A 23876-nucleotide genomic window follows, 5' to 3' on the forward strand; every position below is an offset into this window, starting at 1 on the left:
CAGAAGATGTCACACCCACACCCCAAAAGGCATGAGCACCAAAAACATTCGGCACTGACATTCATCGACACACTGTTGAGTTCTCAAAGAACACGTGCACACCGTCGCTCCCGCTTGCGCAGTTACTCAGGGGCTTACACGTTCGTATCCCAGACGCGGCGGCTTTCTCACCTTATCCGGGGGCGTCAGTGCTAACCTCGTACAACCTCGTGTCCCGCGCCTCTCGGCTCGGGTTGGTGTCCGTGTCGCTCTGACTCGACAAAAGTTACGCCAACGAGAACACTTCTGCAAATCGCCTGGTCAGCGAGTTGAAACTGTTAACAACAGTCTGCGGATCGTCACTCTTCGGCCTTACGGTGGTCCCATGCTTCTCCAACCGCAGTACGGATCGGCTTCTCTGGCCGACGTCGTCCCGTCGTTGCTGGCTCATCTCGGTGTTCCGGACTCGCACGACACCATCGGTTTCGATCTCGACGGTGTACGCCGCGTCTGCCTGCTGGTTGTCGACGGCCTCGGGGCCGATCAGCTCGACGCTCATGCTTCGGATGCCCCATTCCTGTCCTCGCGCACGTCTCGAACCATCACTGCCGGCTTCCCCAGTACGACAGCGACGAGTCTGAGTTCGTTGGGTACCGGCCTACCGCCGGGGCAACACGGGATAGTCGGTTATCTGGTCTCGCCACCCGGCCACAAAGGGCTGATGAACTCCCTCAAGTGGAAGATGCAGGGCGCGTCGTCGTCCGACGAGCTCCCGCCGGATCTCGTCCCCGAGACATTCCAACCGAACGCGACGTCGTTCGAACACGCACGAGACACCGGCGTCTCGATGTTTCACATCGGACCGGCGCTGCAGAACGGGTCGGGACTCACACGCGCCTCCTTACGAGGTGCGTCGTTCCGAACATCGATCACCGCAGGCGACGTCGTCGGCAATGTCGCCGACGCATTCGCGGAGCCTGGCCCCACCCTTGCCTACGCCTACTACGGCGATCTCGATCTCGTCGGGCATGTCCGCGGCCCCGCTTCACCAGCCTGGCGCGCCGAACTGCGCCAAGTGGATCGTCTTGCACAATCGTTGGCCGATAAGCTTCCCCCGGATGGCGCGCTTGTCGTCGTTTCCGACCACGGCATGGTCGAGGTCGGGGATCGCGTCGACTACGACTCCTCACCCACGCTCCGCGCTGGAGTTCGGCAGCTCGGCGGCGAGGCACGGATGAGATACGTCTACACCCGCCGTGGCGCGACGACCGATGTCAGCGACGCGTGGCGCGGGGCTCTCGGCGCGAGTTTCACCGTCGTCACGAGAGACGAGGCGTTAGACAGCGGGTGGTTCGGACCCTCCGTGTCCGATGTGGCGTATGCCCGCATCGGTGACCTGCTGGCACTCGCCAACGATCGTTCGGCCGTCGTGCGCGCCGACGCCGAGTCCATCGCCGCAGTTCTTCACGGCCATCACGGCTCGCTGACATCGGCGGAGCTGCTCGTTCCCGCCCTGGTCGTGCGACCGCTTCGCTGACAGTCGGAAAACCTGTCGGTACCCCCGGCTACCTTCCCACCCGTTCGGAAAGTCCTTTCGCGGCGAGAAACGGGGAGAAGATGTCGACGTTCGAGGCAGAGGAACTGGACCGCTCGACCGATGACGACTGGCGGACCTTCTCCAGTCGGCTGGCAGACCATTTGATCGACGACAGCGACGACGTGGTGCTGGATCCCGCGTTTTCTCCTTCCGGAACTCCGCCGCGTGAAATACGGTTCCGCCGCACGTCGGCGGACACGATCGAGTGCACGATCACGACAGCGTCGGACACGCGCACCATCGAGAAGTCGACCGCACGGGTCGACCACCTGGTGGCACTGGCCGTCGCCGAGCTGCGCGGCACTTGGAACGTGGTTCACCCCGCCTTCCTGGCCGGCCTCGACCGAGCCCCCGAGATGCGCCTGGGCGACGCCGACGATTACGACGCCACATCCTGCGTCACCGCCGCCCACGAATCCGACCTCGAACGCATCGTGCGTCAGTGCTTGCGCGCAGTCACGGGGAGCGACATCGAGGTGTCGCCGGATGGCAACTTCGCTATCTCGCTCGGAACGATCACGGCCTACGTGTATGTCGCCGATCGCACGGAAGTGCGTGTGCACGCTCCGATCGTCGAGCGAATTTCAGGACGCACGCGTGCCGCAGAATTGGTGTCCGACCTCAATCGTCGACACCCTCGTCTGAAGTTCCTTCTCGTCGACGACCGAGTGCACGTCACGGTCAGTATCGATGCGAGCCCCTTCGTCCCCCAGCATCTGGACGACGCGCTGCACAGAGTGGCCGAGTTCGTCGGGCGCGTCGACGAACAGTTCGCCGACCACATGGGAGGGGCAATCGCATGCGGTGCGGTCGCAGCACCAGCGGCGGGCTCCGTCACCTACGCGGGCGACAACAACGACGACGTACCGCCCCAACTCATGACGCTGTTGGAACTCGACTCCGTGGCGGATGGAGCTGTCGACGTCGAAGTCGTCGTCTCGGTGTGTGGACCGGATCGAGAGAAGATCGCCTCATACGAGTCGTTCTGTTCCGAACAGGCGAGGACCTGGCGTGAGTGCGCCCGCGATGCCGAAGAGCGCGGCGATGTCGACACGATGTCCGAATGCGAAGCCGAGGCGGTTCCATGGGACCGAATAGTGTCCATACTGCGCCTCGTGCTTCGAACCGTCGCGTTCTTCGACAACGCGTGAAGGGTCAGACGATGGCCACCGCGTCGATCTCCACCAGCATTTCTTCACGAGGAAGTCCGGTGAACACAGTGGTACGGCTGGGCAGAACGTCACCCTTCGTGTACTTCTGCACGAACTCGCCGTACGCGTCGTTCATGATCGAGAAGTCCTCGCGCTTGGTCAGGTAGACGCGCAGCATGACGACGTCGTCGAACGTCGCTCCGCTGGCCTCGACGATGGCACGCACGTTCTCGAGCGTCCGTGTCGTCTGCGCTGCGACGTCACCTGGGTACAGATACTCGCTGGTCTTCGGGTCCACAGGTCCCTGGCCGGACACCTGTACGAAGGGGCCCTTGCGAACGCCCTGAGAGAAGGTATGCGCCGGCGCGGGGGCTCCATCGGTACGAACTGCGATCTTCTCGCTCATCGGTTTCCTTTCACGATCGTCTTGTCTTCGGGAGTCGAAGTTTCTGGTGCAGGACCCCAGCCGAGGTCCGCTGAGATAGCCGCGGCGGTGGCAAGAACGTCCGGCAACGTCGCCAAGACCTGGGCGTGGTCGAGCAGCATGTCAGGGACGGACATCGATACTGCTGCCACGGTGTCGCCTGCGCCGTTCCGGACGGGAACTCCGACACAGTTCACGAAGGACTCGTGTTCTTCGTGGTCTTCCGCATAACCCTGCTGTGCAACGAGCTCGAGTTCGGCCAGGTAGCGGTCGGCCGTATCGATGGTGTTGTCGGTGAACGGGGTGTAGGTGAGGCCCTCGGCGATCTCTATCTGCTCCGCGCGGGGTCTGGCGGACACCAATACCTTGCCGACTGCCGTGCAGTGCAAAGCAGCGGGCCTACCGACGCGCGAGTACATCCGCACGCTCTGTTTCGCATCGAACTTGTCGATGTAGACCGCCTCGCCGCCTTCGAAGGTCGCGAGGTGAATCGTCTGACCCGTCGATGCATTGAGCGCCGCAAGATGTGGCCGGGCGACGGTCCGCACGTCGCGCTGCTCGAGAGCATGGTTGGCCAGCTCGAAGAAGCGCGATCCCAGCATGTATCGGTGATCCGAATCATGTCGCACGAATCTGTCCGCTTCCATCGTCCGCAGCAGACGCAGCACCGTGGTCTTGTGCACACCGAGTTCGGTGGCGAGCTGATCGAGCGAACGCCCTTCAGCGCCGAGCAACCCGAGAATCGTCAGTGCACGGGACAGACTTTGGCTCATGAACCCACCAACTCCCCGTAGTCGACACTGCGCCAGTCGTTGTCCGAAAGACGCACGGCCGAAAGAAGACTCGACGAGTCGAGAATCGACGCCACGTCCCCGTGCGCCGTCAACGCTCCCGCCGCGCACAGATGACCCAGGCGGACTCGCTCGACCGGCGACGCCCCGTTCAACAAGCCTCCGAGGAAGCCACCGGCAAACGCATCGCCTGCACCGATTCGTTCGAGAACGGCGAGCCTGAGCGCTGGCACGTCGACACGCACGTCGCCGTCGAACGCCGTCACGACATGCGCATCGTTCTTGACGACGAGGTGCCGCGGCTCGGGAAATTTCGCCCTGAGCTCGGCTGGGTCGTCGATTCCGAATACGACGCGCGCCTCGTCCGCGCCCATCAGCACGACGTCGCTCCCCCGCACATGGTCGGCGAGCACACGAGGCGCATCCTCGATCCTGTTCGCCCACAACGCAGGTCGATAGTTGAGGTCGAAGCTCACGGTGGTGCCGCAAGCGAGAAGAGAACGTGTCATCTGCTCCGCCGATTCCGACAGTGCGACAGTGATTCCCGAGAAGTGCACGACCTCCGCGGACCGAATCAGGTCGCGTGCGGCACCCTCGTCGACATCGTCGGGCGACAAAGCGCTTGCGGCGGAACCGGTTCGGAAGTACGTCATTCGGCTGTCGCCGTCGGGCAGGTCCCAGTCCGCGCCTGTCCCCCCGCCGCGTTGTTTGACATACATCCCGGTGGGTCGAGTGTCGTCGAGAACCACCGCCGACACATCGACGCCCGCTCGGTCGAGCTGAGTCAGGAGGTAGCGCCCGAACCCGTCGTTGCCCACCCTGGAAATCCACGACGACGACACACCCAACTGGGCGAGCACCCGCGCGACATTGGCCTCCGCACCACCGGCTGACCTGGTGAAACTGTCGGAATTTTCGAGTGGGCCCGGTTCTGCTACGAGAACTGCCAACCCCTCACCGACGCAGATCGCTCGCGGCGACGTCACATCGATCTCCTTCGAATGCTTGCGACTTTCCCCCTGTTGGATGCACACTACTAACCACAAACATTTTGCGCAACATGCGTTGCAAAATACGCAACGCATGCGAAGCAAGACCTGGAGGTCTTCGCCTTGATCGACAAGAACGCCGTCGACGCCCTCGGCACACGAGTGCTCGGGCCCGAACACAAGTCGGTTCCACCTTCGGCCTGGGGCAAGGAAATACACGAATTCCTGGCACAACATCCGCGGCTCAGCCAGTTCCAGACACCACTACTCACGGTGGACGACGGCCGGATGCGACACAACGTCGACGTCATGGCGGCGTGGGCCGACAAATCCGGCGTCAAGCTCGCACCGCATGGCAAGACGACGATGGCACCCGTGCTGTGGCGGCGGCAGCTCGAAGCCGGTGCCTGGGCGATCACCTTGGCGACCGTCTGGCAGGCGCAGATTGCCCGCAGTTTCGGCGTCGAACGCATCATGCTGGCCAACGCTCTCGTCGATCCCGTAGGACTCACGTGGTTGGCGCGTGAACTCGACGAGCACTCGGAGTTCGAATTCACGTGCTGGGCAGACGGTATCGACACCGTTCGCGCGATGACGGCCATCCTCGACAAGGCCGGAGCGACCAGGCCCGTCGACATCGTCGTCGAGCTCGGTGGTGAACACGGACGCACCGGGGCGCGCTCGAAAGACGAGGCACGGGCCGTTGCGGAGGCCGTCGCGCAATCACCTCGGTTGAACCTGGTCGGCGTCGGCGGCTACGAAGGTGCCCTCAGCCACGACCGCTCCGAGAAGGGACTGGCAGCGGTACGCAACTATCTCGATGCCGTCGGGCAGCTGCATCGGGACCTCGAATCGGCAGGCCTCTACTCCGGGGCGGCGATCATCACCGCAGGTGGCAGCGCCTATCAGGATCTCGTCGTCGAGCGATTGGCGTCGTTCGCCGACGAGCAGGGCGACCGCGGCGTCCCCACGTCGGTGGTACTGCGATCCGGCGCGTACATCATCCACGACGACGGTTTTTACTCGCAGATTTCGCCGATGATCCCGAGCCGGTCCGAAGATCCGTTGACGTCGGCGATGCACGGATGGGCGCGCGTGGTGTCACGGCCCGAATCGGGACTTGCCCTACTCGACGCGGGCAAACGCGACCTGCCGTTCGACGAAGGTCTGCCGACGCCACAGTCGATCGACGACGCCGAGATCACGGCACTGAACGATCAGCACGCCTTCCTCCGCTTCCCCGACGACGACGCCACGGCGCCGGTGGGAACCGTCGTACGGCTCGGTCTGTCTCATCCGTGTACGGCGTTCGACAAGTGGCGCCTGATACCCGTGATCGACGACGCCGATGCCGACGATCCCCGCGTCGTCGACCTCGTCCACACCTTCTTCTAGGAATGACGATGACCGACTTGTTGATTCGTGGCGCCGACGTCGTCGATGGAACCGGCTCCCCACGTGTACGACGCGATGTGCTCGTGAAGAACGGGCGAATCGAATCTGTCTCCGCGCCAGGAGTTCTCGGTGATGCAGACCGCATCGTCGACGCGCACCCAGGGCATGTGTTGTCGCCCGGCTTCATCGACATGCATGCGCATTCCGACCTGCGACTGCTGACCGACCCCGGCCATTTCCCCAAGATCAGCCAAGGTGTGACGACCGAGGTGATCGGTCAGGACGGCATCGCCTACGCACCGATCGACGACGCCACCCTCGACATCGTGCGTCGCCAGATCGCGGGGTGGAACGGGAACCCGTCGGACCTGGACTTCTCGTGGCGTTCCGTCGCAGAGTATCTGGCGCGCCTCGACCAGGGGATCACTCCGAACGCTGCATATCTCGTGCCTCAGGGCACGCTCCGCTACCTCGCGGTCGGCGGAGACCAGAGGCCGGCGACGGCACGCGAAATCGCCCACATGCGTGAGCTTCTCGCGCAGGGGTTGAGCGAGGGCGCCGTCGGGATGTCGAGCGGGTTGACCTACACCCCCGGCATGTACGCGGATACGAGCGAACTTCGGGCACTGTGCGAGGTGGTCGCGACGTTCGGCGGTTTCTATGCACCGCACACGCGGTCCTACGGGGCAGGTGCTCTCGAGGCCTACAAGGAGATGCTCGATCTTGCCCGTGACACCGGGTGCGCACTGCACCTGACCCACGCGACCATGAATTTCGGTGTGAATCGAGGCCGCGCAGGCGAATTCCTCGACATGGTCGACGCGGCCATCGCCGATGGATGCGACGTCACCCTGGACACTTATCCCTATCTCCCCGGCGCGACGACACTGTCGGCACTGCTGCCGAGTTGGGCTATGTCGGGTGGGCCGGACCAGGCGCTGGCCCGTATGGCGGATCCCGACATGCGCGCGCGGATCACCGAGGACGTCGATGTCAACGGCTCGGACGGCTGCCACGGCGTCACCGTCGAATGGGACACCATTCAGCTCAGTGGTGTCGCGAACTCGGAACTGGACGAGTACGTCGGGCGCACGATGGTCGACATCGCCGCCGACCGAGGCGAGGCGCCGGTGGACGTGTTCTTCGACATCCTGCAGCGCGACCAACTCGCGACGACCATTTTGCAGCACGTCGGGCACGAGGAGAACGTGCGCGCGATCATGGCCCATCCGCACCACATGGGCGGCAGCGATGCGATTCTCGTCGGCGAGCGACCGCATCCGCGCGCCTGGGGAACGTTCCCGCGGTATCTCGGCCACTACGTACGCGACGAGAAGCTCCTCGGCCTGGAGGACTGCATCAATCACCTCACCGGCAGACCCGCGGCGCGCCTGGGCTTGACCGATCGTGGAACCATCGCCGAGGGCAACGCCGCAGACCTCGTCCTCTTCGATCCCGAGACCGTGAGAGACACAGCCACTTTCGAGAAACCGAAGCAGCAAGCCGCCGGAATCTCGCATGTCGTCGTCAACGGCTCGCTGGCGATCGACGACGGCAAACCCACCGGCAACCTCGCCGGACACTCTCTGAAACGAGCACCATGAACGCACTGCAGACCATTCTCGACGACCGGGCGCTCGCTGTCGTACGAGCCCCGTCCATCTCCGACCCCACGGCCCTCGCCGACGCGTTGGCCCGCGGCGGGATTCGTGCCGTCGAGCTGACGTTCACCACACCCGGTGTGCTGGAGCTGCTTCGGACCGCCGCCGAGTCGGGAGCCGTCATCGGCGCAGGAACGGTTCTGACCGACGAGCAGGCTCGGTCCGCGATCGACGCGGGCGCACAGTTCCTCGTCACTCCTGGTCTTCGCCCGAAAGTCGCCGAAGTCGCTGCAGCACACAGCATCCCCGTCATGATGGGAGCGCTGACACCCACCGAGGTCATGGATGCGATCGATCTCGGCGCCGCCGCAGTGAAGATCTTCCCCGCCCGCGCGCTCGGGCCTGCCCACTTCAAGGACCTACTGGGTCCACTTCCGGACGCGCGACTCGTGCCGTCGGGAGGCGTCAACGCGTCGAACGCTGCCGAGTTCCTGAACAGCGGTGCCGTCGCCGTCACCGCGGGCACCGACGTCGTACCTCCCGGCAGCGTGGCAGCGAGCGATTGGGACGACATCGCGTCGCGTGCACAACGTTTCGTCGAATCACTCGGCCCGAAGCAGTGAGCTCCTCCCCTCAGGGCCTGACCTACAGGCCTCTATCGAAAGGCAACCCATGAGTAGCGTCGTCGATTGGCTCAGGACGTCGACCCCTGGCCTTCTCGTACTGTGTGGCCTCGCCATCGCAGTACTTCTCGTCGTGATCATCAAGGTCAAGTTGGAACCGTTCGTCGCGCTGCTGATCGTCGGGCTCGGCCTGGCTCTCGCAGCCGGCCTACCGGTGTCGGAGATCGTCGGTACGGCGATCAAGAGCAACGAGTCGCTCCTCGAGACCGGATTCGGCGGCATCCTCGGGCACATCGCCGTCATCATCGGCCTCGGAACCGTGCTCGGCGCCATTCTCGAAAGATCGGGCGGCGCACAGGCATTGACGTCGAAGCTGCTCGGTGTCTTCGGCGAACGCGGCGCCCCGATCGCCATGGGCCTGCTCGGACTGATCTTCGGTATCCCGGTGTTCTTCGACATCGGCATCTTCGTCCTCGCACCGTTGGTCTACGTTGCCGCACGTCAAGGCGGAAAGTCGTTGGTGCTGTACGCACTTCCGATGCTCGCGGGCCTGTCGATGACGCACGCGTTCCTGCCGCCGCACCCGGGGCCCGTCGCGCTCGGTGGTCTGTTGGAAGTCAATCTCGGCTGGCTCATTCTCATGGGATTCGTCTGTGGCATCCCCGGTTTCATTGCAGCAGGCCTGGTCTGGGGCAATTGGATCGGTAAGCGCGTCATCGTCGACGTGCCCGAGGACTTCATCAACGACAAAGACGAGAACGGCGACGGCGCGGGCGGCGGAACATCTGTCGCAACGAAACGCCCCGTCGTGACCACTCCCCCGTCCGTGGGAGTCATCGGGGCCATCATCGCTGTCCCACTGGTGCTCATTCTCGGTGCGACGTTCGGCAGCATCCTGCTCGATCCGGGCAACCTGCTCGAGGTTCTGACCTTCCTCGGCACTCCTGCCGTCGCATTGCTGATCGCCGTCCTCATCGCGTTCTACGTGCTCGGCATCCGCCGCGGGTCGACGGTGCAGGAACTGAGCACACTGACGGGCGAATCACTACGACCCGTCGGCATGCTGCTTCTCGTCGTCGGCGCGGGCGCATTCTTCGGCAAGGTCATCTCGGCGACGGGAATCGGCACCGCGCTTGCCGACGCGATGGCCGCTGCCGGCCTGCCGATCATCGTGCTCGCGTACGTCATCAGTTGTGCGCTGCGCATCGCGCAGGGTTCCGCGACGGTGGCCATTGTGACGACGGGCGGCATCGTCGGCCCGCTCGTCGCGGCGCAGGACTATTCGCCGATGGCGACCGCGCTGGTGGCGATGGCCATCGCCGCAGGGTCGATCATTCTGAGCCACGTCAACGACGGCGGCTTCTGGATTATCGCCAAGTTCTTCAACATGACCGTCAAGCAGACGCTGCAGACGTGGACCGTGCTCGAGACGATCCTGTCGGTGGTCAGTTTCGCGGTGGCGGCGGTGTTGTTCGCGATCGTCGCCTGACCCCGTCGTGAGTGAAAATGTATAGCCCTCTATACATTTTCACTCACGACAGTTGGTCTCCCACGAAATGCGTATTGTCTGCCGACAATTCACGGTTCCCGGCCCGCGCCACGAGGCCGTCGATTCGATCGTCGAGGCTGTGCGCCTTCTGCACCACGTCCATCGTGCGTAACTCCCCCTCGGCCCGGGTCACCAGATCGGCGACGCGCACCAACGCCGCAACTCGGTCGATCAACTGCGCCCATACCGCGTCGAGAGCTCGCCGTCGGGTTGCGACCTGATCGCGGGTGGCGTCGTCGAACATCATGGCGGCGATGCCGTCGAGTTCGTCGTTGATCTCGTGCAGCGAGTGGGCGTCCACGGCCACCTGCGTCAACTCGTCGGCGAGATCGAGCTGAGTCCGCTGCACCATGAAGTGCTCGGACCGCCACGCGGGTGAGGCCTGCACGCGGTCGTACGACGCGCCGGCAAGGAACAGCAGGGCCTCGTATCTGTCGGCGAAGACGTCGTCGCGTCGATCGGCGAACTGCGCGATGAGACTGGACGCGCGATCGCCCAATTCTCGGAATCGAGTGTTCTTCGACGCGTCGGCCACCCGATCGGCGGCCGAGTCGAGGACCGACAATCCCGTTCGTTCGACGACGGTTCCTGCTTCTGCTTTTGGAACGGGAGTGTGGCGCAGAGCGTCGAACAGGGCGTCTCGTTGGTCCAGGTCGAGATGTAGGCCGTCGCGTCGTTCGCGTCGGACGGCCCTGACGCCGTTGGCGTAATGCTTGTTCGACATGACGACCGTGGTGCGTAGGTGATCCAGACGCTTGGCCAGCTCGGCAGCCCGCATACGGTAGACGACTGCCGATCCGGGCTTGTTCCGTGTGTCTTTCGCCAGCCACCGCTCCCGCTCGTCGGCGAGTATTCGTATGGCCGCGAATCCGCCGATCGACGGGAACGTCTTTCCTGCGCGGCGTCGTGCAGCCAGGATCACACGGGTCGACTCGTCCAGCCTGCCTGCGGCGAGGGCAACGGCCGCACCGTCGGACAACGGTGGCCGACGCCCGTCGAGGCGGCCGGCATCGCACCACTGTCGTACCTTCTCTTCGACGCGTTCGCGGTCACTTCCGAGTGCGGGATGTTCGGTCATCTTCGGCTCCTGGGTCTTCGACCTCATCCACTGTCCCAGATTTGCGAGCCGCGTGCCGCGAACGCCGTCTACTCCCCCGTTGGGGGCTTCGCGCCGTCGGCGATCAGCTGCTTCGCCTCGTCGAGCCCCTCCCAGACGTTCCACATCAGGACACCGTTCACCGCACCGGCGTCGTTCACGTAGTAGACGACGCCTTCCTTGGGCTTGGTCTTCCAGTCCTCCACCGTCTTCAGCGACGTGCTGACGGTCCCGACGGCCTGGTACCCGTCGTCGTAGACGTCGGAGTAGAAGTACGGGGTGTAGGTGTAGGGATCGGTGCCTCCAGCCATGATCCGTCCGACGGCCTTACCCATCTCGTTGGCGTTGTCGACGTGTTCGATTCGACGACGCCCGAGGATCGCGTCCGGGTAGTTCGCGACGTCGCCCGCTGCGTAGACGTGGGGATCCTCGGTGCGCAGGAATTCGTCGACGACGACGCCGTTGTCGACCTTCAGTCCTGCAGCCTCGGCCAATTCGACGTTCGGACGCACTCCGAGACCGAAGACGACGCCGTCGGCCTCGACGGAAGTTCCGTCGTCGAGTTGCAGTTGCACGCGCGCCGACGCCTCGGCCCCGGAGGACACTTTCACACCGCGCCGGACCGTGACGCCGTGTTCGGTGAAGCCCTGGTCGAATGCTGCGGCGAGGACCTCGGGGAACATGTGACTTCCGAGCACGTCGTCGGACGTGACGAGCGTGACCTTCACCCCGTTCAACGACAGCGCCGACGCGATTTCGGTCCCGATGTATCCGCCGCCGACGACGGCGATGTGCGAGGCGGTCTTCGACAGATCGCGCAGCGCGCGGTAGTCGGCGAAAGTACGGAAGTAGATGACGCGCGGACTGGGCGCGACGTCGAGTTGCACGGGCGCGCCACCGGTCGCGAGCAGAAGTTCACCATACTCGTAGGATTCGCCGGATTCTGTTGTCACGGTGCGCTTTTCGCGGTCGATCGAGCTGACCCGCGTCGAATTGTGTATCTCCGCTCCAGTGTCGGCCACCGTGTTCAGCGGAACCTGATCGCGCCCGAAATCCTTGTCCGTCCACAGCTTCTTCGACAAGGCCGGCCGTGTGTACGGCTCGTCCGTGTCGGCGCTCAGAATTCCGATGGTCCCCGAAGTATCCTTCTCACGGATACCGCGTGCTGCGTTGTCGGCGACCATACCGCCCCCGACGATGAGGTAGTCATAACGCATCGTGCACTCCTTGCAGTAGACAACTGGTGCTGCCTACCCCGGATGCGCGTCAGACAATCACGACGTCGATCGATGCCTTCTCGAACGGTTCGATCTGCTCGCGCGACGCTCCCGCGTCGGTGACGAGCGTCGTACCCGGTGGAATCGGTGCCCACGCGTGAAAAGGCTTCTGGCCCAACTTGGTCGAATGCGCCAGCACGTAGACCTTGCCTGCTCGCTCCATCATCAGCTCTTTCAGCCGAGTCTGGTCGTATCCCGCCTCGCAGATTCCGAATTCGGCGGTGACTGCGTCGGCGCCGAGGAAAGCGCGATCGAACGACACCCGCTGCAGCGACGCCTCGGCCAGAGGCCCGACGAACCCCTGGCTCAGATGCCGCAGTGTGCCGCCGATGCATTCGACGTGCACCGAGTCGGCGTCGGCGAGCGCCTCGAGCGCGGTCAAGCCCGCGGCGATGACCGTCAGGTCCGACGCGCCTCGCAGAAATTCGCCCATCGCACCGACGGTGGTGCCTGCATCGAGAAGCACCGTCTCCCCCGGTTGCACCTGCGCGGCTGCCCACTCCGCGATCACCCGCTTGGAGTCGTATCCCTCGAGTGACCGCTGCTTGATCGACGCCTCGTGATGCCCGTCGAGGGCGATGGCGCCGCCGTAGGTTCGAGCGAGCAGACCGCGCTCGGTCAGGTGGTTGAGGTCGCGCCGAATGGTCGACGCCGTGACCTCGAACAACGAGGACAGCTCGTCGACGCTCGTCAGTCCCCCCGACTTGGCCAGCCGAACGATCTCAGTGCGCCTGATCTCCGATTCCCTCAACGCCTACCCCCATCAGCTCAGTAGCGCTGGGCTGGTTGCCAATTCGGCAGCCTGCCGCAATGCCTCGACCATGCTACCGGCCTCGGCTATTCCTTTACCTGCAATGTCGAAAGCTGTTCCGTGATCGACGGACGTGCGAATCACGGGAAGCCCGACGGTGATGTTGACGCCCGCCTCGATGCCGAGCACCTTCACCGGTCCGTGCCCCTGGTCGTGGTACATCGCGACGATCAGGTCGTAGTCACCGCGGCCGGCGAGGAAGAACGCGGTGTCGGCGGGCAGCGGGCCGACGGCGTCGATGCCTTCGGACTTCAGCTTCTCGACGGCCGGAACGATCTTCAGATCCTCTTCGCCGTAGCCGAACAGGCCGTTCTCACCGGCGTGCGGGTTGATGCCGCAGACACCGATCTTCGGGTTCGCGACACCGGATCGCACGAGTGCTTCGTGTCCACGCTTGATGGTGCGCTCGACCAGGCCCGGCTCGATCTTCGCGACCGCGTCGAGCAGTCCGATGTGCGTCGTGACGTGAATGACCTTGAGCTTCGGCGTCGACAGCATCATCGACACCTCCTCCGTGCCGGTCAGGTGCGCGAGCAGTTCGGTGTGTCCCGGGAAGATGTGACCCGCCGCGTGGAGTGCTTCCTTGTTCAGGGGCGCCGTGCAGATGGACTGGACCTCGCCGCGGACCGCGAGCTCACTGGCCACCCGAATGTACTGGTACGCAGCATCTCCCGCGACTGCCGAGAGCTCGCCCCAGGCAAGATCGTCGGGCAGCAGATCGAGGTCGATGACATTGATGCGCGACGGCGTGAATTCGGCGTCGGCCACCGCGTCGACGACCGCGATGTCGACGTCGATACCGAGCACCTCGGCAGCGAGGCGCAGGCGCTTCGCGTCCCCTATGACGACCGGACGGCACCGCTCCAGCGTCGCCGGATCGATCATGGCGGGCACGATCACCTCGGGGCCGATTCCGGCGCCGTCGCCCATGGTCACCGCGATGTAGGGCGGGAGTGCTGTAGTCATGCCAATGCCTCACTGTGAGAGAGAAGAAACGAGTTGTCGATGCCACGCAGGTAATTGCTCATCGAGATCAAGCTGTCGTGATCGCCGAAGCTCCCGGGCCTCGTGGCGATCAGGGAACCGTCGGGAGTCCGGGACACCACGGCCCCGTGATGGACCTCGGCGATCGGTTCCATCGTGCTGACGCCGAGGGCGTCGATGACGCGTCGGGCGGTCTCGCCTCCGGTAAGGACGAGACCGACCGAGCGTCCGCGCACCACCGCTGCGACGAGGTCGCCGAGGGCTGCGGCCACCGAGCTTGCCCTGCTCGGATCCACGGGACCCGACACCGTCAGAACGGCGACGCCGTCGGCGAGTGCCGAACGGACGGTGTCGGGATTGGTACGCGCATTCACCAGGTCGTCGATGTCGACCTGGACGTGACAGGCGCCGGCACGTTCGAGGCGTCGAACCTGTTCGACGGCAACAGCTTCCGCAGTTCCGACCACGACGAGCGCGGGAGCGGGTTCGCGGTTCGAGGTATCCGTGGACGCCTCGGGGAACGTTCGAGCAACAGCTGCGGCCAGTGCCGACGTGCCCACGAGTCGCACACCGGGCACGGCCGAGGCCGCGGCGACGACTGCATCGAGGTCGGCGTCGGTCGACGCGTCGCACACAGCGATGGCACCGGATGCGAGCGCGGCTCGCAGTTCCGACTCACCGACACCAGCAGCGAGCGTCACCGTCGCTGCGCCGGTGAACATGTCGCCGACGGACTTCGGCGGCGTCGCGAGTTCCATTCCCCACCGGCCACTCAGATGCAGGGGAACGTCGTCGATATGCAGCACGCCGTCCACGACGACCCTGTTCAGGACCGGAAGAGCAGCCGCTACGACGACGGGACCAGTTGCGGCGAGCGCCTCGACCTCGGGTCCGATGTTGCCGCGCAGCATCGAGTCGATCTTCTTGAGCACCGATACGCGTGCAGGCAGACCGTCGAGGGTCGCGGCGAGGCGAGCGGACGCGTCGGCGCCGGACATGATCCTCGTGCCCAGATCGACGACACGAACGTCGGCTTCGGATTGCAGAGTGTCGATGTCGATCGCAAGGTCGACCTCTCGACGCAGGAAGACCGCTGCACATTCCGCGGCCCCGGACAGGTCGTCGGCAAGGATCAGGAGGTCGGGACGTGCGTTCATCGGAACCTCCCCTCCAATTCTGCGCTTTTCGCGCACCTAAAGGTAACACTTTTGCGTGTTTCGCGCAGCATGTTCGTCACAACGACGTTCCCGCACATTGCACGATGGTCTGACCCGTGATGCTGCGTCCGTGCGGAGACAGCAGAAAGTGGACCAATTCGGCGATCTCGTCGGGATCGATGAAGTGCCCGAGCGGTGGCGTCACCGGCGGGGTGCTCTTGCGCCCGGGATCGTTCAGCATCGGCGTGTCCGTCGGGCCGGGAGCGACGACGTTCACCGTGATCCCCCTACCGACCAGCTCCATCGCCCACGATCGAGCCATGCCCACCAGCGCCGACTTGGTGGCGACGTACTGGCTCTTTCCCGCCACACCCGTCATGGTCCGGCTCCCGATCAGCACGACGCGACCGCCGTCGGCGATCCTGTCCGCCAATCCGTTCACGAGCACCTCGGCCGCAGCGACGTGGACGCGCCACATCTGCTCACTGTGCGCAGGATCGAGCGCACCGAGCCTGCCTGAGCGCTGAACACCGGCCGCATGAATCACGGCCGTCGGGTCGTCCAGTGCCTGGGCCACTTCGGAGACGGCGGCCGTGTCGGACAGATCGATGCCCACCCAGTCGCCGTCGAATCCGTCGGGAGGAGCAGTCCTGCTCAGTCCGGTCACACGCCACCCTCGGGTGAGCAGTGTCCGCGCGATGGACGCACCGATTCCGCTGCTGACTCCGGTGACGATGGCGTGCGGCGTCGCGCTCATTGCTCGCCGGCCCACGCTCGATCGAGCTGCACGTACTTGATGGCCTGCCGAAAGTACGTGTACGCGATATGAATTCGCCCGTCCGGCCCCTCGGTGATCGACGGGTACGAGAACTCACGATTCGAGCCGTCACGTGAATTGTTGGTCAGGCAGTAGCCGTCGCCCTCGTCGAGGTTGCGTCGAATCGGCCAGGTGGCACCGTCGTCGGCCGAGATCGCAAGCGTCATCGGAGCGCGCGGTGCGCCCCAGAATGCTGCGCGCGCATCGCCGTCGTCGAGAGGCGCCTCGACGGCAGCGGTGCCGTCGGCCGAACCCCCTTCGGCAAGACCGTCGTCGTCGATCTCGTCGTACAGCGACGTCCGGCGGGACGTCGCATCCAGCGCCGAGGAGTGGTTGTAGACCAGTGCGAGTCGGCCGTCCGTCAACGCCACCGCCTGCACCGACGAGTTGTTGTTCGGCAGTTCGGTGGGCGCGGGCGCACTCCAGGTGTCGCCGTCGTCGGTCGAGACACTGCGGTAGACGAAATCGGCCCAGCGGCTTCGGTACAACGCGACGAGCGAACCGTCCGACGCCACCACGATGTTCATGTGCACGCAGCCGAGACTCTCGGGCACGACGACCTCACGCCAGGTCTCGCCGTCGTCATCGGAGATCATGACGCCGCTGTAGTCGCGGTCGCCGACCCACTTGCGACCCTCGATCTTGACGCAATGAAAGACCGGCAGCAGCAGTCGCCCGGACGGCAACGCGATGACAGGCTGCCGAACGAACACCCCGCCCGCATCCGTTTCGGGAATCAGTACGTGCGGCTCACCCCAGCTGACACCTCCGTCGGTCGAGATGCGGCGCAGAACCCGCGCGGTGTCCTGGTTGCCCGCGTGCTGCGACGTCCACAACAGCCACACGACCGAAGAATCACGCACGAAGAGAACGGGATTCTGCTCGGAGCGCTTCGGGTCGTCGGACAGCTGAACCGGAATACTCCATTCCGTCGCGCCCGACGCGAGCCGTGAGAACCACACACCGATGTCGGGCACGCCTTCCTGAGTACCTGCGAACCACACACAGGCCAGCGAACCATCCGGCAGGACAGCCAGATTCGCGGCGTGGTTCTGCACCTGAGGGGCAGGCAGAAACGCGTCGGAACGCCCGTCGGTGTCGGTACTGCGGAGTTTTCCGTCGGCGAGGAGGTCGCCGGGTGTGAGGAAGCTCGTGTCGCTCATGTTCTTCTTTCTCTTCCGGGTCAGGATCGGAGGGTGACGGCAGCCATGTCGTAGGAGTTGGTCGGCCTCAGACCGATTCCGTCGATGCGGTTGCGGCGAGCGATGACGGTCTTGGGAACGAACGACCACAGACATGGCCACGTCTCCCAGATCTGCCGCTGAGCCTGAGCGAGTGTGTCGTTGCGCGTCGCCTCGTTCGGATCCTCGGACGCCTTGGCGATGAGCGCAGCGATCTCGGGAAAGATGTACCCGTGGTAGGTGTCTCGGGTTTCTTCCTTGGCTGCCGTGCCTGCGTACATGCCCTGCATGATCGTGACGGCCAGTCCCGTCGGGCTGGGGTAGCCGTTACCGAGGATGTCCCAGTCCCCCGCCTTGCCCTGACGCCACGTCGAGATGTCACCACCGGGTTCGAACTGCTGCAGAGTCGCGCGCACACCGACCGCAGACAGCATCTGCAGCACCGATTCCATGATGTCGGTGTCGGCTGCGAATTCGCCCGTCTCCCAGATGATCTTGACTTCGAGATCCTTGACGCCGAGCGCGTCGAGCTCGGCCCGGGCGCGCTGCGGGTCGTAGGTGTACTCACCGGTCTCGATCGCCCCGGTCAGGATCCCCGGTACCACTCCGCGCGACGGCGTCGCAGCACCCTGCATCACCTGATCGATCAGCGCGTTGCCGTTGATGGCGTAGCTCAACGCTTTTCGGACGCGCGGGTCGGCGAGCGGATGGCCCGCCGGCTTCCGGAAGTTGTAGAACAGCTGGTTCAGACGGACACCGTCGACGCGTTCGACCGTCACACCTGCGAGCCCGGCGAGCTGGTCGGCCGCATCGGGCGTGATCGCGTCGATGACGTCGACCTCGCCGCTGCGCAACGACACGACGCGGTTCGACTCGTCCGGAACGAACCGGACACTGACCGATTCGACCGACGGCGCCGCGCCCCAGTAGTTCGCATTCCGGGCGAGCGAGTAATTGCCGGTGCCGCGATCGGCCGAGGTCACGACGTACGGCCCCGTGCCGACACCGTCCTGCAGATCCTCCGGCACGTTCTGCGCTGCGGGCGTGATCAAGATGTTCGACATCAGGTAGTCGAGGACCGGAACGGGGCGTTCGGTGTCGAGCGTGAACGTCGACTCGTCGATCTTGCCGACGGTGGGCCACTCGGGGAAGAATCCGCCGACGAACGAACCGCTCACCTGGCTGTACATACGCAGCGCTGTGTCGACGTCCTCGACCCGAACAGGGCTGCCGTCCGAATAAGTGACACCGGGGCGCAGGTGCACGAGCCACTGCGTCGGGGCGACGAGCTCGAAGCTGTCGGCGAGAACCAACTGCACCTTCAGCGAGGTGTCGATGGTCGTCAATGCCTCCCGCACGGCCCTCTGGACCGTCAGGGCCGCGTCGAACTGCAGGAGTTTGTTGTCCAGACTGACCATCGATCGGTTCATCGCCAGACTGACGGTGTCGGGTCCGGGCTTGCCGGTGGGTGTTGCGCACGCGGTCAGACCGCCGCCCAAGGACAGCCCCGCTCCCAGTATCAATCCACTCCGGAACAGGTTCCGTCGCGAAAACGGCTGGCTGACAAAGCTTTCGGTCATCGTTGACCCCTCGTGACTGTCACATCGAGATGTGGGTGCCGAATCGATGCCACAGGGGCAGACTCGACAGAAGTGATCGTGGACACAACAGAACTGTACTACGAATTGCTCGAAATACGCAGAAAAAGATTCGGACTTGCACAAAACGCGCAGCAGTGACATTGTGAGCTGAGTTACAAACGATCGGACCCGGCGCACGCGCCACTCGATCGCATTCGAACGCAGAAGAGTTATCGAAAGGTCGACGATGACCCAGGCAATTCGAGGAACGAAGGTGTGGAGATGACGCAGCTCACGGCCACCCCGCCGAGCGTTCCTGCGGCCAAGTCCCGCAAGGACTCCGCGCTTCCGGCGTTTCTCACCGCGCCGACACTCCGGTACGTGGTTCGCCGGCTCGGACAGAGCCTCCTGACCATCTTCTTGACCCTCACCACCGTCTTCGTACTGATCCGCATGGCGCCGGGCGATCCCGCCTACTCCATGGCCGGTCCGTTGGCGAGTAGCGAGGACCTCGCCCAGATTCGCGTGAACCTGGGACTCGACCAATCGGTCTTCACCCAGTACCTGCTGTACCTGAAGGGTCTGTTCACCCTCGACCTCGGCACGTCCTACTCCTTCCAGGCACCCGCACTCGAGGTCGTCCTGCAGCGCATTCCCTACACCGTCACGCTCGCGCTCGCCGCGATCCTGCTGACGACCGTCGTGTCGATTCCGCTCGGAATCTGGATGGCACGCCGCGCCGACACCCGTCGCGAACTGGGCGCCAACGTCATCACCATCGCAGGTCAGTCGATGCCGGACTTCTGGACCGGACTGATGCTGCTCACGTTCTTCGCGGTACTGGTTCCAGTGCTTCCGGCCGCAGGCTTCACGACGTGGTCGAGCTTGCTGTTGCCCGCACTGACCGTCGCCGTCCTACAGATCGCGCTGATCTCCCGCATGGTTCGACGCGAGATGGTGAACGCGTACAGCTCGCCGTACGTCACCGTCGCTCGTTCGCGCGGCGTCTCCGAACGTGAGATCACCTGGCGTTACGCATTGCGCAACTCGTCGATCCCCGTCGTCACCGCCCTCGGTACCCGATTCGCGTCGATGCTCAACGGCGTCGTCGTCGTCGAGGTCGTGTTCGCGTGGCCCGGTGTCGGATCACTCGTCGTGCGTGCACTGGAAACCCGCGACTACCCGCTGATCCAGGCGACCGTGTTGGTCACCGCAGTGCTCGCGGTTCTCGTGCAGTTGGTCGTCGACCTCTGCTACCCACTCCTCGACCCCCGCGTCCGACTCGGGAAGGCAGCCAACTGATGACCGTCGTCGACACCCCGAAGGCACGCCCCAGCGCCGTCACCGCGAAGGATTTCGCGTCGGCAGGCGCCACCCGCCGAAGCCGCGACAGCCGCGTCAAGATCTGGATCGGCACGGTGTGCGCTCTCGCCGTGATTCTGCCCGTCGCGCTGGCGCGGTTGCTTCCCCTCGATTCACCCGACGCGACCGACCTCGCGAAGCGCCGGCTTCCACCGCTGACCGACGGTCACCTGTTCGGCACCGACCAACTCGGACGCGATCTGCTCTCACGTGTTCTGTACGGCGGCCAGGTGTCGCTGACCGTCGGCATCCTGGCGGTCGTCGTGTCCGGCCTGATCGGCCTCGTGCTCGGCTCTCTCGCAGGCTTCCTCGGCGGCTGGGTCGACACCGTCGTCTCCCGCTTGCTCGAAGCGCAGCTGTCGTTGCCACTGCTGATGATGCTGCTTCTCGTGGTCGCGTTGTTCGGACCGTCCATCCCGGTCATCACGTTCGTCATCGCGATCGCCCAGTGGCCCGAGATCGCCCGTCTGACACGATCTTTGGTGCTCGTCGAACGGGAGAAACCGTACGTCGCCGCCGCGCGAGTACTCGGACTCGGCCGCATCGCTATCCTGCTGCGCCACGTCGTCCCGAACATCTTCAAGCAGGCATCACTCGTCGTACTGCTTCTGCTCGCCCAGGCGGTTCTTCTCGAAAGCGCACTGAGCTACCTCGGCGCGGGCCCGCAACGCCCGTTCGCGACGTGGGGCCGCATCATCTCCGACGGCCAGGACTACATCACGACGTCGTGGTGGCTCGTCACACTTCCCGGCCTCGTCATCGTGTTGCTCGTCGTCGGTGTGAACCTGCTCGGCGACGGTCTGCGCGACCGCCCCGCCGGCCTCGGCCGATTCGGCATCTTTCCCCGCTTCAAGAAAGGCGCATGACATGGGCAATCTGTTGAAGGTCGACGAGCTGCAGATCGAACTCGTCACCGACAAGGGTGTCGTCCGGGCAGTCGACGGCGTCTCCTTCTGCATCGACGCAGGCGAGACCGTCACGATCATCGGCGAATCGGGATCGGGCAAGTCGACGACGGCCATGGGCCTGCTGGGACTGCTGCCGCCGGACCTCGCGGTTCTGTCCGGATCCGTCACGTTCAAGGACGCCGAGATCCTCGGTAAGACCAAGCAGCTCTGCAAGATTCGCGGCAAGCACATCGCCCTCATTCCGCAGGATCCGATGACGGCCCTGTCTCCGGTACACACCATCGGAAGTCAGCTCGCCGAGGCCGTCCGCCACAGCGGTGTGTCCGGCAAGGCAAAGCAGACGGCGCGCTGCGTCGAACTGCTCGAACAGGTTCGAATCCCCGATCCGACAACGCAGTTGAAGAAGTACCCGCACCAGATGTCCGGTGGAATGCTTCAGCGTGTCCTCATCGCGAGCGCACTCGCGTCCGGCCCCGAACTCATCGTCGCCGACGAGCCCACCAGCGCGTTGGACGTGACCGTGCAGGCCAGCATCCTCGACCTGCTGCTGGAACTGCAGGAACGCACCGGCATCGGCATGCTCGTCATCACGCACGATCTCGGCGTGGCACGACTCGTGTCCGACAGGATCTACGTCATGAAGAGCGGCGTGTTCGTCGAGGACGGTGGCGCCGAGGAGCTCGTCAGCGCGCCGAAGAACCCGTATACCAAGAAGCTCCTCGACGCCATCCCCCACCTCGGGTCGTGGGACGCATCCCCTGTCCGCGCCGCACCTAGAGAGGTAGCAGTATGACCGAACCACTGCTGTCCGTCGAGAATCTCGTCGTCGAATACCCGGTCGGCGACGGCGTTTTCCGCGCCGTCGACTCCGTCAGCTTCTCCGTGGACAAGGGCAAGACGCTCGCCGTCGTCGGAGAATCGGGGTGCGGCAAGTCGACGATCGCGAAGTCGATAGTCCGCCTGTTGACACCGACGTCGGGCAAGATCGTCGTCGACGGTACCGATATCGCACAGCTGTCCGAGAAGTCGTTGCGCCCGTTCCGATCTCGCGTGCAGATGGTGTTCCAGGATCCGTACGGCTCGCTCGACCCGCACCTGACTGCCGTCGACATCGTCGGTGAACCGTTGCGCCTGAAGGGCATTCGCAGCAAGTCCGAGCGAGCGAAGAAGGCCGCGAAACTGATCGATCGGGTCGGACTGCCCAACACCGCGCTGAACCGTCGACCGGTGGAGTTCTCCGGTGGGCAGCGTCAGCGCATCGGCATCGCGCGTGCGCTCGCCGCCGGTCCCGAGATCCTGGTGTGCGACGAGGCCACGAGTGCACTCGACGTGTCGGTCCAGGCTCAGGTGCTCGACCTGCTGCGCGAGATCCAGCAGGACACAGGCCTGACGTACGTGTTCATCTCGCACAACCTCGGTGTCGTGCGCGAGATCAGCGAAACCGTCGTCGTCATGTCGAAGGGGCGCATCGTCGAAGCAGGCGAGACCGACGAGGTGCTCGCACGTCCGAAAGAGCCGTACACTCGCGCACTGCGGGCCGCAGCACTCGATCCCGCCGAGATGCGCGGAATCAAACCGCGCCACATCGTTTCACGCCTCGCCCAGACCCCCGTAGGAGCTCCCTCATGACCTCGCTCGACCTGTTCTCGTCAGGCACGGTGCCTCTCGTCCTGGGCACGATGACGTTCGGCGACACCGTCGACGCGGCAGGTGCCGCGGCGATGGTCGATGCCGCACTCGACGCAGGCATCACTCATATCGACACAGCGAACGGCTACGCCGGGGGCGAAGCCGAGAAGATCCTCGCCGACCTGTTGGCGACGCGACGCGACAAGGTCACCGTCGCAACCAAAGCCGGAATGCCCAATCCCGACGCGGGCGACAACAGCCCACTGTCCCCCGCGGGACTGCGACTGAGCGTCGAAGCCAGCCTGAAGCGACTGAACACCGACTACGTCGACCTGTTCTATCTGCACCAGCCGGACCGCGCTACTCCCATCGCGGACACGCTCGGCACCGTCGCGGACCTGGTCGAGGAAGGCAAGATTCGCGCGCTGGGCGTCTCGAACTTCGCGGCCTGGCAGATCAGCGAGGTCAACCACGTGGCCGACGAGGTCGGTGCCCCGCGGCCGGTCGTCGCGCAGCAGCTGTACAACCTCCTCGCACGACGCATCGAAGAGGAGTATGCAGAGTTCGCCGATGTCACCGGGCTGATCACGATGGTCTACAACCCGCTCGGCGGTGGATTGCTCACCGGCAAGCACTCTTTCGAGGCAGAGCCGACGGACGGCCGCTTCGGTGATTCGCGGCTCGCGGCGATGTACCGCGAACGGTACTGGAACACAGCAATTTTCGACGCGATCGCGCAGCTGACGAAGATCGCCGAGGATGCGGGAGTGCCGATGACCGAACTCGCGATGCGCTGGCTCGTCTCCAAGCCCGCCACCGGTCCGATCCTCCTCGGTGGCTCGAAGGTCGACCATCTCGTCGCCAACATCGCCGCCATCGGCAGGGGTCCACTCGACGCCGACGTCGTCGCCGCATGTGACGAGGTCGGTTCCGCGCTGCGCGGTCCGATGCCGAACTACAACCGCTGAAAGGCTC

The 23876-nt window shown here is 64.6% G+C and carries 22 protein-coding genes; 11 read left to right on the forward strand and 11 right to left on the reverse strand.

The genetic code is table 11. The features are described 5' to 3' along the window. The first annotated feature begins 364 nt into the window (after positions 1–364). Both CHB96_RS12960 and CHB96_RS12965 read left to right on the forward strand, forming a co-directional pair. The gene (locus CHB96_RS12960) at positions 365–1516 is read left to right on the forward strand and encodes an alkaline phosphatase family protein (RefSeq protein ID WP_089246803.1); all 1152 of its coding nucleotides are present in this window, start codon (positions 365–367) and stop codon (positions 1514–1516) included. An 80-nt stretch (positions 1517–1596) separates the two neighbouring features. Beyond that, on the forward strand, positions 1597–2727 hold the full coding sequence (locus CHB96_RS12965; RefSeq protein WP_089246805.1) for a T3SS (YopN, CesT) and YbjN peptide-binding chaperone 1: 1131 nt from the start codon (positions 1597–1599) through the stop codon (positions 2725–2727). 4 nt (positions 2728–2731) lie between these two features. Here CHB96_RS12965 and CHB96_RS12970 read toward each other — a convergent pair whose 3' ends face one another. The 3 genes from CHB96_RS12970 to CHB96_RS12980 are packed head-to-tail and all read right to left on the reverse strand — an operon-like array spanning position 2732 to position 4928. Beyond that, a complete protein-coding gene (locus tag CHB96_RS12970; RefSeq protein WP_089246807.1) occupies positions 2732–3133 on the reverse strand; it encodes a RidA family protein in 402 nt (133 codons plus the stop codon). Further along, positions 3130–3924: an IclR family transcriptional regulator gene (locus CHB96_RS12975; RefSeq protein WP_089246808.1), complete on the reverse strand. Its 795-nt coding sequence runs from the start codon at positions 3922–3924 to the stop codon at positions 3130–3132. Before CHB96_RS12975 ends, CHB96_RS12970 begins: the two co-directional genes overlap by 4 nt. Next, positions 3921–4928, reverse strand: coding sequence for a sugar kinase (locus CHB96_RS12980; RefSeq protein WP_245865602.1), 1008 nt, complete (start codon positions 4926–4928; stop codon positions 3921–3923). Before CHB96_RS12980 ends, CHB96_RS12975 begins: the two co-directional genes overlap by 4 nt. A 126-nt stretch (positions 4929–5054) precedes the next feature. Here CHB96_RS12980 and CHB96_RS12985 point away from each other — a divergent pair, with 126 nt between their 5' ends. Genes CHB96_RS12985 through CHB96_RS13000 form a run of 4 tightly spaced genes read left to right on the forward strand, consistent with a single transcriptional unit; the run spans position 5055 to position 10039 of the window. Beyond that, the gene (locus tag CHB96_RS12985; protein ID WP_245865605.1) at positions 5055–6326 is read left to right on the forward strand and encodes an alanine racemase; all 1272 of its coding nucleotides are present in this window, start codon (positions 5055–5057) and stop codon (positions 6324–6326) included. A gap of 8 nt (positions 6327–6334) precedes the next feature. Beyond that, positions 6335–7930, forward strand: coding sequence for an N-acyl-D-amino-acid deacylase family protein (locus tag CHB96_RS12990; RefSeq protein WP_089247282.1), 1596 nt, complete (start codon positions 6335–6337; stop codon positions 7928–7930). Then, positions 7927–8550, forward strand: coding sequence for a bifunctional 4-hydroxy-2-oxoglutarate aldolase/2-dehydro-3-deoxy-phosphogluconate aldolase (locus tag CHB96_RS12995; RefSeq protein WP_089246813.1), 624 nt, complete (start codon positions 7927–7929; stop codon positions 8548–8550). Before CHB96_RS12990 ends, CHB96_RS12995 begins: the two co-directional genes overlap by 4 nt. 49 nt (positions 8551–8599) lie before the next feature. Further along, positions 8600–10039, forward strand: coding sequence for a GntP family permease (locus tag CHB96_RS13000; protein WP_089246815.1), 1440 nt, complete (start codon positions 8600–8602; stop codon positions 10037–10039). Between the two features lie 43 nt (positions 10040–10082). On the opposite strand, the gene CHB96_RS13005 is transcribed toward CHB96_RS13000, so the two are convergent. The 8 genes from CHB96_RS13005 to CHB96_RS13040 all read right to left on the reverse strand — a co-directional run bounded on the left by CHB96_RS13005 (position 10083) and on the right by CHB96_RS13040 (position 19002). After that, positions 10083–11177, reverse strand: a complete 1095-nt coding sequence (locus tag CHB96_RS13005; protein WP_089246817.1) for a hypothetical protein — start codon at positions 11175–11177, stop codon at positions 10083–10085. A gap of 68 nt (positions 11178–11245) precedes the next feature. Further along, positions 11246–12412, reverse strand: a complete 1167-nt coding sequence (locus tag CHB96_RS13010) for an NAD(P)/FAD-dependent oxidoreductase (RefSeq protein ID WP_089246819.1) — start codon at positions 12410–12412, stop codon at positions 11246–11248. Between the two features lie 49 nt (positions 12413–12461). After that, positions 12462–13223 (reverse strand): DeoR/GlpR family DNA-binding transcription regulator, encoded by a 762-nt coding sequence (locus CHB96_RS13015; protein WP_089246821.1) that lies wholly within the window; start codon positions 13221–13223, stop codon positions 12462–12464. A gap of 12 nt (positions 13224–13235) precedes the next feature. Next, positions 13236–14249, reverse strand: a complete 1014-nt coding sequence (pdxA, locus tag CHB96_RS30120) for a 4-hydroxythreonine-4-phosphate dehydrogenase PdxA (protein ID WP_089246823.1) — start codon at positions 14247–14249, stop codon at positions 13236–13238. Next, complete coding sequence (locus CHB96_RS30125) at positions 14246–15424, reverse strand: four-carbon acid sugar kinase family protein (RefSeq protein WP_089246825.1); 1179 nt, start codon at positions 15422–15424, stop codon at positions 14246–14248. Before CHB96_RS30125 ends, pdxA begins: the two co-directional genes overlap by 4 nt. 76 nt (positions 15425–15500) lie before the next feature. Then, on the reverse strand, positions 15501–16181 hold the full coding sequence (locus CHB96_RS13030) for an SDR family NAD(P)-dependent oxidoreductase (protein WP_089246827.1): 681 nt from the start codon (positions 16179–16181) through the stop codon (positions 15501–15503). Further along, the gene (locus tag CHB96_RS13035) at positions 16178–17404 is read right to left on the reverse strand and encodes a sialidase family protein (protein WP_089246829.1); all 1227 of its coding nucleotides are present in this window, start codon (positions 17402–17404) and stop codon (positions 16178–16180) included. Before CHB96_RS13035 ends, CHB96_RS13030 begins: the two co-directional genes overlap by 4 nt. Before the next feature lie 20 nt (positions 17405–17424). Further along, complete coding sequence (locus CHB96_RS13040; protein ID WP_089246831.1) at positions 17425–19002, reverse strand: ABC transporter substrate-binding protein; 1578 nt, start codon at positions 19000–19002, stop codon at positions 17425–17427. Between the two features lie 282 nt (positions 19003–19284). On the opposite strand from CHB96_RS13040, the gene CHB96_RS13045 reads away from it, so the two are divergent. The 5 genes from CHB96_RS13045 to CHB96_RS13065 are packed head-to-tail and all read left to right on the forward strand — an operon-like array spanning position 19285 to position 23869. Beyond that, positions 19285–20304: an ABC transporter permease gene (locus tag CHB96_RS13045; protein WP_245865607.1), complete on the forward strand. Its 1020-nt coding sequence runs from the start codon at positions 19285–19287 to the stop codon at positions 20302–20304. Then, entirely contained in the window at positions 20304–21230 is a 927-nt protein-coding gene (locus CHB96_RS13050) for an ABC transporter permease (protein ID WP_245865609.1), read from the forward strand. Before CHB96_RS13045 ends, CHB96_RS13050 begins: the two co-directional genes overlap by 1 nt. Before the next feature lies 1 nt (position 21231). Further along, positions 21232–22065 carry an ABC transporter ATP-binding protein gene (locus CHB96_RS13055; RefSeq protein ID WP_089246833.1) on the forward strand — a complete coding sequence of 278 codons (834 nt, stop codon included), beginning with the start codon at positions 21232–21234 and terminating at the stop codon, positions 22063–22065. Next, positions 22062–22901, forward strand: a complete 840-nt coding sequence (locus CHB96_RS13060) for an ATP-binding cassette domain-containing protein (protein WP_089246835.1) — start codon at positions 22062–22064, stop codon at positions 22899–22901. Before CHB96_RS13055 ends, CHB96_RS13060 begins: the two co-directional genes overlap by 4 nt. Further along, positions 22898–23869 (forward strand): aldo/keto reductase, encoded by a 972-nt coding sequence (locus CHB96_RS13065; RefSeq protein WP_089246837.1) that lies wholly within the window; start codon positions 22898–22900, stop codon positions 23867–23869. Before CHB96_RS13060 ends, CHB96_RS13065 begins: the two co-directional genes overlap by 4 nt. Positions 23870–23876 lie beyond the last annotated feature (7 nt).

This window comes from Rhodococcoides kyotonense (assembly GCF_900188125.1).
Lineage (GTDB): Bacteria > Actinomycetota > Actinomycetes > Mycobacteriales > Mycobacteriaceae > Rhodococcoides > Rhodococcoides kyotonense.